Source organism: Maribacter orientalis (assembly GCF_900109345.1).
Classification (GTDB): Bacteria; Bacteroidota; Bacteroidia; order Flavobacteriales; family Flavobacteriaceae; genus Maribacter; species Maribacter orientalis.
This window is the reverse complement of the sequence record NZ_FNZN01000010.1, coordinates 48,549-61,030: the sequence shown is the minus strand read 5'-3', so window position 1 is coordinate 61,030 and position 12,482 is coordinate 48,549. Positions and strand designations below refer to the sequence as shown.

At 36.2% G+C, this 12,482-nt stretch carries 10 protein-coding genes; 4 read left to right on the top strand and 6 right to left on the bottom strand.

Features of this window, described 5'->3' with window-relative positions; translation table 11 throughout:
• Positions 1-96: 96 nt before the first annotated feature.
• Positions 97-1,770 (top strand): alkaline phosphatase PafA, encoded by a 1,674-nt coding sequence (gene pafA, locus BMY56_RS16505; RefSeq protein ID WP_245737267.1) that lies wholly within the window; start codon positions 97-99, stop codon positions 1,768-1,770.
• Position 1,771: 1 nt separating this feature from the next.
• Complete coding sequence (murI, locus tag BMY56_RS16500) at positions 1,772-2,560, top strand: glutamate racemase (RefSeq protein ID WP_091626792.1); 789 nt, start codon at positions 1,772-1,774, stop codon at positions 2,558-2,560.
• On the opposite strand, the gene BMY56_RS16495 is transcribed toward murI, so the two are convergent.
• Positions 2,547-3,062, bottom strand: coding sequence for a dihydrofolate reductase (locus tag BMY56_RS16495; RefSeq protein ID WP_245737265.1), 516 nt, complete (start codon positions 3,060-3,062; stop codon positions 2,547-2,549). The genes murI and BMY56_RS16495 overlap by 14 nt on opposite strands.
• The gene (locus BMY56_RS16490) at positions 3,059-3,448 is read right to left on the bottom strand and encodes a 2TM domain-containing protein (RefSeq protein ID WP_091626787.1); all 390 of its coding nucleotides are present in this window, start codon (positions 3,446-3,448) and stop codon (positions 3,059-3,061) included. Before BMY56_RS16490 ends, BMY56_RS16495 begins: the two co-directional genes overlap by 4 nt.
• A 55-nt stretch (positions 3,449-3,503) precedes the next feature.
• Between BMY56_RS16490 and BMY56_RS16485 the strand changes: the two genes are divergently transcribed.
• The gene (locus tag BMY56_RS16485) at positions 3,504-4,589 is read left to right on the top strand and encodes an aminotransferase class V-fold PLP-dependent enzyme (protein WP_091626785.1); all 1,086 of its coding nucleotides are present in this window, start codon (positions 3,504-3,506) and stop codon (positions 4,587-4,589) included.
• Between the two features lie 148 nt (positions 4,590-4,737).
• Positions 4,738-5,034: an isoamylase early set domain-containing protein gene (locus BMY56_RS16480; protein WP_091626782.1), complete on the top strand. Its 297-nt coding sequence runs from the start codon at positions 4,738-4,740 to the stop codon at positions 5,032-5,034.
• A 211-nt stretch (positions 5,035-5,245) separates the two neighbouring features.
• On the opposite strand, the gene BMY56_RS16475 is transcribed toward BMY56_RS16480, so the two are convergent.
• From BMY56_RS16475 to BMY56_RS16460, 4 genes are all read right to left on the bottom strand, one after another.
• Complete coding sequence (locus tag BMY56_RS16475; protein WP_091626779.1) at positions 5,246-6,070, bottom strand: thymidylate synthase; 825 nt, start codon at positions 6,068-6,070, stop codon at positions 5,246-5,248.
• A gap of 125 nt (positions 6,071-6,195) precedes the next feature.
• A complete protein-coding gene (locus BMY56_RS16470; protein ID WP_091626777.1) occupies positions 6,196-10,176 on the bottom strand; it encodes an alkaline phosphatase PhoX in 3,981 nt (1,326 codons plus the stop codon).
• A 186-nt stretch (positions 10,177-10,362) separates the two neighbouring features.
• A complete protein-coding gene (locus tag BMY56_RS16465) occupies positions 10,363-11,823 on the bottom strand; it encodes a NupC/NupG family nucleoside CNT transporter (RefSeq protein ID WP_091626775.1) in 1,461 nt (486 codons plus the stop codon).
• Between the two features lie 17 nt (positions 11,824-11,840).
• Positions 11,841-12,470: a bifunctional nuclease family protein gene (locus BMY56_RS16460; protein ID WP_091626773.1), complete on the bottom strand. Its 630-nt coding sequence runs from the start codon at positions 12,468-12,470 to the stop codon at positions 11,841-11,843.
• Positions 12,471-12,482 lie beyond the last annotated feature (12 nt).

Here is a 12,482-nt window from a genome sequence, read left to right as displayed (position 1 = left end):
TTCTTACCGTAAAAATAACAATAAAGGACTTGATTTAACCTCGGTTTAATCTTTAAAGGTGTAAATTATTTACTTTTACACTTCAAATGGATAAGTATGAAAATGAGATTTTATTTTATTATTACATTGTTTTTTGGAACACTTCTATTTGCTGCAGATTTATCGGCTCAAAATAGGGGAAAAGACAATAATAGTGATGAGCTGTTAAAGTTTAAGCCGAAATTAGTTGTAGGTATTGTGGTGGATCAAATGCGTTACGATTATTTAACACGTTTTTATGACCATTTTGGTGAAGATGGTTTTAAAAGATTGGTCGAGCATGGATTTAACTGTAAGAACAATCATTTCAATTATGCGCCTACAAGCACTGGTCCTGGCCATACATCTGTTTATACGGGATCAACCCCTTCTGTGCATGGGATTATAGGAAATAATTGGTATGATAAAGAATTGGATGCTGATGTGTATTGCGCGTCTGATGATTCATATACATCTGTAGGTACAACTTCTAATGCCGGCCAAATGTCTCCTCATAGAATGACGGTTACCACAATCACAGATGAATTAAGGTTAAATAATCAAATGCGAGGTAAAACAATAGCCATAGCTTTGAAAGATAGAGGTGCTGTTTTGCCTGGTGGGCATACCGCCAATGCTGCGTATTGGTTTCACGGAGCAAATGAGGGTAAATGGATTACTAGTTCTTATTACATGGAACAACTTCCAAAATGGGTGATGGATTTTAATTCGTCAGGTAAGGCCCAATCTTATAAAAAAGCATGGAATACACTAAAAGATATTAAGGAATACAAGGAGAGTGGAACAGATGATAACGCATATGAAGGCTTGTTTGAGGGAGAAACATCCCCTACTTTTCCACATAGTACAACCGCACTTTTAAATAAAACTCAAGATTTTGATATTATAAAAGGAACGCCTTTCGGAAATTCCCTTACAGCTGATTTTGCAATAGAGGCCCTGAAACAAGAAGGCTTGGGTGAGGATGAAATAACCGATTTCCTAGCGGTAAGTTTTTCCAGTACCGATTATGTAGGTCACATGTATGGGGTTAACTCTAAAGAAATTCAGGATACCTATTTGAGATTGGATGAAGATTTAGCAAGATTATTTAAAGCACTGGACAAGAATGTCGGTGAAGGTGAATACACATTGTTCTTGACGGCAGATCACGCAGCGATTGAAGTTCCTACTTATTTAAAAGATCAAAAAATACCTGCCGGTTATATCGATAATGCATCTAATAAAAAAAGGCTTGCAGAATTTTTGAAATACACTTATGGTACAGAGGATATTGTAAAAAACTATTCTAACAATCAAATATTTTTAGACCATAAAATAGTAAAGAATCTAGATCTTAATTTAACCGATGTTGAAGTTGAAATCGCTCAAGAATTTTTAGGGTATGATAGTATAGATAGGGTGTATACAGCAAATCAAATGTGGAACAATGAATACACCACAGGTATCCCTTACATTTTACAGAATGGGTACAATCAGAAAAGATCAGGCGATGTTTTAGTAGTTTTAAAACCAGGATTTATTTCATACGGTACTACAGGTTCAACACATGGTTCACCACAAATTTATGACACTCATGCCCCATTATTATTTTATGGAAAGGGCATAAAGCCTGGGTCAACCGTTAACCGAACCGAAATACCAGATATTGCTCCAACCATATCAGCTCTTTTAGGAATTTCTTTTCCAAGTGGTACAAATGGTAAACCTATAACAGCTGTATTAGAGTAATATGGATAGTAGGCCAATAGGTATTTTTGATTCCGGTATTGGAGGCACATCCATTTGGGGTGAACTTCAAGAACTTTTACCCAATGAAGATTTTATTTATTTGGCCGATAGCAGGAATGCTCCATATGGTGAGAAATCTGAAGAACGAATTTTAGAGCTCAGTATTAAGAATACAGAATTTTTATTGGGTCTTAAGTGTAAACTCATTGTAGTTGCCTGTAATACGGCAACAACTAATGCCATCGATTATCTACGTGAGAATTATAAAGTACCTTTTATAGGTATTGAACCAGCACTAAAACCTGCTGCAATAAACTCAAAGTCAAAAATAGTAGGAGTACTTGCTACAAAAGGAACCTTGTCAAGTAGTTTGTTTCACAGTACCACAAAAAATCATGCAGCGGGTATTACCGTATTAGAACAACGCGGTACTGGTTTGGTTGAATTGATTGAACAAGGACATTTGCAAAGTGATGAATTGTATGCGCTTTTAGAAAGCTATATCTCACCTATGCTTGAAAAGGGGATGGATTATTTGGTATTGGGTTGCACACATTACCCTTATTTAATTCCGATATTAAAAAAAATACTCCCAGAAAATGTCACAATCATTGATTCTGGCCAAGCGGTTGCTCGACAAACTAAATCGGTTTTAGAGAAATTAGATTTGTTATCTAATTCTTCTGTATGGGGAACTCATCAATTTTTCACTAATAAAAACGAAAAAATATTATCTAATATATTGCCTTCCAGTAAATTAAACTTAACCGTTTCTTTTAAAGATTTTTAAGGGAATTGTTTTTTCTTTCGTAAGTGATATAGGTGAATGAAAATTTGTGCCGCTCATCTGTTGGGTGGAATTCTTGTTTCGTCATCATCCAGCAATCTTCATCAATTTCAGGAAAGAAAGTGTCCGCATCATTAAAGTTTGCGTGTACTCGTGTAAGCTCTATTTTGTCTGATTGTTTTTCAGCTAGTTTATAAATTTCCCCACCACCGATTATGAATGCAATTTCATTTTTCACTAGAGCAAGTGCTTCATCTAATGAATGAACGACAATAACATCTTCAAAGCTTACGAAGTAATCCTTGTCTCTGGTTATTATTATATGGGTTCTATTGGGTAGGGGCTTTGGAAAACTTTCATAGGTTTTTCTTCCCATTATTATTTTATGGCCAGTGGTCAGTTGTTTAAAACGTTTAAAATCATCTGGTAAGTGCCATAGAAGTTCATTGTCTTTTCCAAGAGCATTATTTTCTGCCGCTGCGGCAATCATTATAAGCGTCCTCAAAGCAGTTTTTTTTTAGTTTCCGATTCAATCATAGTGGGTAATTCGATTTCTTTCTTCATTTCATTTATTCGTTGCTTTTGCTTTTGCACTAATTTTTCACGCTCAGAACGTTCCCAATCTTTACCCATAAATTTATGGGTAATGAAAACATTAAAAATGTGAAGAACAAAAAGAAAAGCCCAGAAGGTAATAGCCCAAATGAACCAATTATATTCCTGACCGTATTTTAAAATTTTATTAATAAGCACCAAAAAAACACTACCGACTAAAAAAACCACAAAATGTGTATAAAGTCGTTTTTTTTGCCGAATCCTTTTTTGAGCATTCTCTAAAAGTTCATGTTGCTCTAAATCTAATTTGGGGGTATTTTTATTTTTGGAAAACATCGCTCTTCCTATCTTTGATTCAAAGATACAGGAAATGTGTTTTACTCAATAAACTATGGAAAAATTTAGAAAGGAATTTCCCGTTTTAAGAAAAGGTATTTATGCAAATACAGCAGTTTACGGTTTGTTGTATGAATCGTTATTAGATTGGAGACAAGAACACGATCTTGACTTTCTGATTCACGGTAGCGATATGCGAGATAAAACATTAAAATTGTTGTCTGATACAAGAACAGTTATAGGTGCGTTTTTTCACTGCAAACGTGAGAATGTAGCATTGGTCAATAATTTTTCTACGGGGCTAAATGTCTTGTTAGAAGGTTTACATCCGAAGAAAAAAATACTTCTTATTGAAAATGATTACCCTTCTCTTAATTGGGGTTTTGAGAACCGTGGTTTTGATATTCATTATCTTAAAATGGTCTCTGATTTAGAAGACCGCATTCAAGAAACAATTGAGAAGGAACATATAGATGTACTAGCTCTAAGTCTAGTGCAATGGTTAGATGGTTTTTCTATTGAATTAGAGTTCTTAAAGCGATTAAAAAGTAAGTTTCCAAATATATTGATTATTGCAGATGGCACTCAGTTTTGTGGTAGTATGCAATTTGATTTTGATAACTCAGGTATCGATGTGTTAGGAGCAAGTGCGTATAAATGGTTGTTAGCTGGTTATGGTAACGGATTTATGCTTTTTTCTGACCGTGTTAAAGAGGAGATTTCTATTAAAAATATTGGCTTTAATGCTGCAAATGGAGATTTAGATAAAAGGAATTCAATACGGTTTGCTAAATTATTTGAACCAGGTCATTTGTCCTCCTTGAACTTTGGAAGTTTGAAATTTTCATTGGAACATTTAACAAAAATAGGGATGGACAAAATAACGGACCAAAACCGAAAATTATCAGAAAACGCAAAAAGTGAATTTCAGGCATTAGGACTTTTAGATGAGAAATTTAAAGAAAGAAAATCCCATAGCACAATCTTTAATATTAGAGCGGATGATTCAATCTTTCAACATTTATTGGCTAATGATGTCTATTGTGCGCAAAGAGGGCAAGGTGTACGTTTAAGTTTCCATTTTTACAATACCGAAAATGAAATCGATTCTATTGTAAAAATCTTAAAAACAACTAGATAGCTATTCTTAAAAATCATTTTTAGTAGGGTTTAATTCTAAAGCAACTATAAAAAGGCCTCATTTTTTATCAATTTCATAAAAATGCCTTAAGTGTTGGAAATGAGTATTTTATTGTACTAGTTTTGCAGTAAATTTTAAAATTAATATCATGGCAATTGCAAAACAATATTTAAAAACAAAACCTGTGTGTAAGGTAACTTTTACAGTTCCTGCAGAGGAAGCAAAAAAAGTAGCCGTAGTCGGTGACTTTAATAACTGGAGCCCAAAAGCTAGTGCATTGAAAAAATTAAAAAACGGAACTTTTAAAGGAACTTTTGATCTTCCTAAAGAAAATTCTTTTGAGTTTAAATACTTGGTAGATGGTAACTTCATAAACGAGACTGAAGCTGATCGTTATCAGTGGAATGATTATGCAGGTTCTGAGAACGCTGTTTTAGAATTATAGTATATTGGTTATCTAAATATAATCAAAAAGGCGCGTTATTTCATGTAGTGCGCCTTTTTTTATTTTTATAATTGACTGATTTTCAGTGTAAACTATTATCGATTTGCTTTTAACAATCTTAGATAAGATTCTGTTAATGTAAAAAAATAAACAGAAATATCGTTTTGAAAAAATCAGAAAGAGGTATTAGGTATAACAATAATTTAATCTTTTATATAGCAACAATCCCTTTTATATGAGGGTGTGGGTTATAGTCAACTAATGTGAAATCTTCAAACTTGAAATCAAAAATATCTTTTACTTCAGGGTTTATTTTCATTTTTGGTAAAGGTCTAGGTTCTCTGCTTAATTGTAATTCAACCTGTTCCATATGATTATTATAAATATGAGCATCTCCAAAGGTGTGTATGAAATCACCCGCTTTAAGTCCGCAAACTTGAGCCATCATCATTGTGAATAGGGCATAAGAAGCAATGTTGAATGGCACGCCTAGGAAAATATCTGCGCTTCTTTGATATAATTGACAGGAGAGTTTTCCGTCTGAAACATAGAATTGAAAAAAGGCATGACATGGAGGTAGGGCGGCTTTTCCATTCGCTACATTTTCTGAAAAAGATTTTGAGGTGTCAGGCAGTACACTAGGGTTCCAAGCAGAAACCAACATTCTTCTGCTGTTTGGGTTTGTTTTTAATGAATGAACAACTTCTTTTATTTGATCAATTTCATCATCGTTCCAATTACGCCATTGGTGTCCATATACAGGTCCGAGATTTCCATTTTCATCTGCCCATTCATTCCAAATTCGTACACCATTCTCTTGTAGGTATTCTATATTAGTATCCCCTTTTAAGAACCACAGCAATTCATATACAATAGATTTTAAATGTAATTTCTTGGTAGTAACCATAGGGAAACCTTCACTTAAATCGAATCGCATTTGATAACCAAATACACTTTTAGTTCCAGTTCCTGTGCGGTCACCTTTTTGGTTGCCTTCTTCAAGAACATGTTTTAAAAGGTCGTGGTATTGTTTCATATAATCGTTTGTATTAGCATCAAAAATGAATTTTCGATATCACAAAAATACAGTTAACGTAAATTTTCGAAAAAGAATTATTGAACGGGTTATAAGAATTTATTAACCAAATCAAGAATAAAGATTTATAGCTTAATTATTTTATGAGTTCCAATTACGTCTTCCTGACTAATAATTTCAACAAAATAAACGCCTGAAGCTAGAGTTGATAAATCAATAGTTAAAAAGCGCTGGCCTTGAAAGTTTTTGGTAAGCACTAATTTTTTCGAAGAATTCACCAATGTTAATTCAATGCTGGATTTAATCTCTCCAAGGTCAATTATTATAGTTTCTGTTGTGGGATTAGGATATGCAATGATTTTATCGGAAATAGAATAGGGCACAAGAATATTATTGGTAAATAAAGCACCAGGAGATATGCAATCAACTATGAATTCTTCATTATCTGCTGTACCATCGTCGTCAGCATCTAATCGCCAAATTGTTTCCGGGTTTATTTGTTCATTTTCGTCATCGCAGTCAATTTTATCAGAAGGTGTAAGGATATAGTCAATACCGGGACTTTTGCAACTTTCAATAGTTTCGGAAGTGGTATAGCCGTCACCATCGGCATCCGAATACCAAGTAGAAACTTCAAATACATTTGGGTCGTTATCGTCACAGTCCGTTAAAGGCTGTATATTTTGAGTATATCCGATTCCGGGAGAATTACAGCTTTGTATTGTTGGTGCAACAGCGTAACCATCACCATCTTCATCAAGATACCAAGTAGAAACCTCAAATACATTTGGATTGGTATCGTCACAATCGTTTTGAGAGGTCACCATCTGGACATATCCAGTTCCTGGGCTTGCACAACTTTGTACAGAGATTCCAGTTGCATGTCCATCCCCATCTGCATCCAAGTACCATGTCGATACTTCAAATACATTTGGGTCGTTATCGTCACAGTCCGTTAAAGGAAGTATATTTTGAGTATATCCAGACCCTGGGGAATTACAGCTTTGTATTGTTGGTGCAACAGCGTAACCATCACCATCTTGATCAAGATACCAAGTAGAAACTTCAAATACATTTGGATTGGTATCGTCACAATCGTTTTGAAAGGTCACCATCTGGACATATCCGGTTCCTGGGCTTGCACAACTTTGTGCAGAGATTCCGGTCGCATGTCCATCCCCATCGGCATCCAAATACCAAGTAGAAACTTCAAATATATTTGGATTGGTATCGTCACAGTCCGTTAAAGGAAGTATATTTTGAGTATATCCAGACCCTGGTGAATTACAGCTTTGTATTGTTGGTGCAACAGCGTAACCATCACCATCTTGATCAAGATACCAAGTAGAAACTTCAAATACATTTGGATTGGTATCGTCACAGTCCGTTAAAGGGAGTACATTTTGCGTGTATCCAGGCCCTGGTGAGTTGCAGCTTTGCATTGTTGGTGCAACAGCGTAACCATCACCATCTGCATCCAAGTACCATGTCAATACTTCAAATACATTAGGATTGGTATCGTCACAATCGTTTTGAGAGGTCACCATCTGGACATATCCGGTTCCTGGGCTTGTACAACTTTGTACAGAGATTCCGGTCGCATGTCCATCCCCATCTGCATCCAAGTACCATGTCGAAACTTCGAACACGTTAGGGTCGTTATCGTCACAGTCCGTTAAAGGCAGTATATTTTGATTGTATCCTATTCCGGGAGAATTACAGCTTTGTATCGTTGGTGCAACAGCGAAACCATCACCATCTGCATCTAAGTACCATGTCGATACTTCAAATACATTTGGATTGGTATCGTCACAGTCGGTTAATGGGAGTATGGTTTTTGTATATCCGGTTCCTGGGGAGTCACAACTTTCTACTGTTGGGGCAACGGCATAGTTGTCACCATCGGCATCCATGTACCAAGTTGAAACTTCAAATATATTAGGATTGGTGTCGTCACAATCGTTTTGAGAGGTCACTATCTGGACATATCCAGTTCCTGGGCTTGTACAACTTTGCACAGAGATTCCGGTCGCATGTCCATCCCCATCTGCATCCAAGTACCATGTCGAAACTTCGAACACGTTAGGGTCGTTATCGTCACAGTCCGTTAAGGGAAGAATGGTTTTTGTATATCCGGTTCCTGGGGAGTCACAACTTTCTACTGTTGGGGCAACGGCATAGTTGTCACCATCGGCATCCAAGTACCATGTCGAAACTTCGAACACGTTAGGGTCGTTATCGTCACAATCCGTTAAAGGGAGTACATTTTGCGTGTATCCAGGCCCTGGTGAGTTGCAGCTTTGCATTGTTGGTGCAACAGCGTAACCATCACCATCCGAATCCAAGTACCAAGTGGTTACTTCAAACACATTTGGGTTGTTATCGTTGCAATCGTTTGTTGAGATTATTGTTTGAACATACCCGGTTCCTGGGCTTGCACAGCTTTGTACTGAGATTCCGGTTGCATGTCCGTCGCCATCGGCATCCAAATACCATGTCGAAACTTCAAATACATTAGGGTCGTTGTCATTACAGTCCGTTAAGGGAAGAATGTTTTGCGTATAGCCCGTTCCTGGGGAATTGCAGCTTTCTACAGTCGGTGCAACGGCATAGTTGTCGCCATCCGAATCCAAGTACCAAGTGGTTACTTCAAACACATTTGGGTCGTTATCGTTGCAGTCCGTTAGGGGAAGTGTGCTTTGCGTATATCCTTGTCCAGGGCTATTGCTGCTAATAACAGTAGGGGGTATGGCATATCCATCACCGTCCGCATCTAAATACCATGTATATTCGGTTGTGGTTCCTAAATTTGAATTCAATGCGATGACGATACTTGTGTCCTTATCAAAGGCAATTTCGGTTCCTGAAGCATCGGTTTGCGTTGTTGAACTATTTGAGCCATTTGGATGTTGAATTGACATGAATAAGAAACGAAAATCCGGAGAAAAGGTTATGCCGGTAGGTTCTGCGCCTGCGGGTACTATCCCAAAAACTTCAACTTTTGGGTTGGTCTGGGTATGTCCGTTTTTAACGACCCATATATAATTATTTTCACCATCATTAAGTACCCAAAGATTACCGTCATTATCGAAAGCTAGATTATCATTACCATAGCCCCAATTTACACTAGTTGTGCCACTGGTATGAGTGATATTGTAGGTTGTATTACCAACATAGGTTTCCATATTGATTACAGTTGTTCCGCTGATTGGATCAGAATCTTGAAATCGATATACTTGGTCTTCGCTTTTTACGGCAAAATAAATGAAGCCGTCTGGTCCTATTTCTACATCTTCTATACCATTAAAAACAGTAGCTCCTACTGCAGTGCTTTGGTTGACAGTCGTGTTTCGTTCCTCTTTTGTAGTATTGTTTAATAGAATCCAATTTCCTGGTCCGTTTTTAGATCCTTTATATACATAAAGTTTACCGCTACTTAAATCTTGTTCGGCATCAGCAACAAATTTATAAAGATACCCTACTGCAGCATCTGCGCCTTGGTAAGCTGTTCTTCTATTATTATGAATGACTAAATTTTCATGTTTAAAATTTCCTAAGGCCCATCGCTTATCGATTACGGTTTTGGTTGCAGGATTTATTTCAACGGCCCAACCTAAATCATCATAACCATCTGCATTGCTATCCAAAGGAAAACCGTATTGATTGGCAATTTCTTTTGAGGTATATTCCTCACAACTAATTATGGTATTCCAGGGTGTAACCGTTCCAGAGCAGTTAGCAATAGTTAGAGCTACGGAACTAAAATCTACACTTGCTGATAATGATGTAGACCACAATTTGGTGATTGAATTAAAGTTAATATCCAAAATGGAAACGGCACCTGGAACATTTTCCGCATTAATACTTAAATAGCCATTCTCACTGCTACCTCCAATGGGAACATAACCAGTAAAATCTGTATTTCCAGGTAATGTTCCACCTTGTGTTAAAGCATCACCTCTGCTGATAATAGACTGAAACGTATGAGTAGAGGGAATTACAAAATCGGAATTTTGGGATACAGGATTAACAGAAATGAAATCTCCTATGTTTTGAGCTATTCCACTTAGGGGTAGCAAGAGGAAAATTATAAAATAATACTTCATTCCAATTATAAGATTTTGCTTCAAATACCTTTGTTAAGGTACTGAAAAGTTAAAATTTAATAAGGGGAATGGAAAGTTATTTAATAATAATGAAGTAAATCATTTACATCGATTAAGTACATATAAAGAATGCTAAAAATGCATATGTCTTTGATAATTAGTATAATGATTATTTATTTTATGTATTTATCCTAAAATCATACCTGCAATGGTGGCAGAAAGTAAGGATGCCAAAGAACCTCCTAAAACAGCTTTCATTCCAAATTCTGATAAGGTTTTTCGTTGTCCTGGTGCAAGTGAACCAATACCTCCTATTTGGATACCTATGGAAGCAAAGTTAGCAAAACCACAAAGCATATAGGTGGCCATAATTACTGATTTATTGTATTTTAAATGCGGTAGAGTGGCTAAATCTTTTAATTCTGCCAGCTGAATATAGCCCACAAATTCACTAGCAACCAACTTGATGCCCAATAACTGACCCATTAGCATAATATCCTCATTGGCAACACCAATCAACCACATTAGTGGTGCGAAAATGGTTCCTAAAATAGCTTCGAGAGAAAATTTTTCATAAGAGGTATTCTCGGCTATCCAAGAATTTAAATTCGTAAAGTCTCCTGTCCATTCTAGTATACCATTGACCATGGCAATGATAGCGACAAAAACTAAAAGCATTGCACCAACATTAACGGCTAATTTTAAACCCTCGGTTGTTCCATTTGCAATGGCATCTAATACATTAGAACCAATTTTTTCTGATGAAACATGTATGTCACTATTTACTTCTTCGGTCTGAGGATATAGCATTTTTGAAATTACAATAGCGCCAGGTGCGGCCATTACAGAAGCAGCTAATAGATGTTTAGCAAAAACCAATTGTAATAGCTCGTCTTCACCTCCTAAAAAACCGATGTATGCAGCCAAAACCGCACCTGCTACGGTGGCCATACCTCCAATCATTACAAGAAGTATTTCTGAGCGCGTCATTTTCTCCAAATAAGCCTTTATAAGTAAAGGTGCTTCAGTCTGACCTAGAAATATATTACCAGCAACAGAAAGACTTTCTGGTCCTGATATCCCTAAGCTTTTAGACAATAACCAAGCTAGGCTTTTAACCACTTTTTGAATTACGCCTAAATAGAATAATAAAGAGGTAAGAGCAGAGAAAAATATAATTGTAGGTAACACTTGAAACGCGAATATATAGCCAAAGGTACCTGTATCTACAACAAGACCTTCAAACAGAAACTTGCTTCCTGCGCGGGTAAACTCTAAGATACTAACGAATATTCGTCCAATCTGCTCAAAAACTAATTGAACAAAAGGAACTTTTAGAACACCTATAGCAATTATTAATTGAAGTGCTAATCCTATACCGACAGTTTTCCAATTAATAGCTCTTCTGTTAGAACTGAATAAGAAAGCGAGAAGTAGCAAAACAAACATGCCTAAAACACCTCTTCCTAGGCTATTAAGGGAGAACCCGTCATTTGGTTCCATTTCCATTACATTGGCTGTTATGGCGTCATCAACCAAGGTAGTATCAATACTGTTTTCCAGTACTTGTGTCACTTCTAAGTCTTGAGCAAATGTTATTGAGGTAAGTACTAGTGCAAAAAATAGCAACCATTTGCCCTTTATCATAAACTGTAATTTAGTATTTAGTTGCGCTTAGAGATTTCATCTCTTAATTTCGCCGCTTTTTCGTAGTCTTCATTGGCGACTGCCTTTTTTAATTCGGCCTCAAGTTCATCTATCGTTAGTTCTGTATATCCGTCGGAAGCTCCAGATTCTATTTCTATAGTTTCACCTTCTTGTAGAATTTCGTCTACCATTATACTATCATCGCTTTCTTTTTTTTCTTTGTCCTTTGAGGAGAATTTTAGAAAAATCCCAGCTTTATCCAATATAGTCTTGTAGGTGAAGATAGGAGCATTAAAACGTAAAGCTAATGCTATGGCATCACTTGTTCTCGCATCTATAATTTCTTCGATACCGTCTCTTTCACAAATGATGCTAGAATAAAAAACGCCATCCACTAATTTGTGAATAATAACTTGTTTGATAACAATATCGAACCTATCAGAAAAATTCTTAAAAAGGTCATGTGTTAAGGGTCTTGGAGGCTTTATTTCTTTTTCTAAAGCGATTGCAATAGATTGAGCTTCGAAAGCACCAATGACTATTGGTAATTTTCTATCACCATCTACCTCATTCAAAATAAGTGCATAGGCACCATTTTGAGTTTGGCTATAGGAAATACCTTTTATTTTTAAACGTACTAGACTCATATATCTTTAACT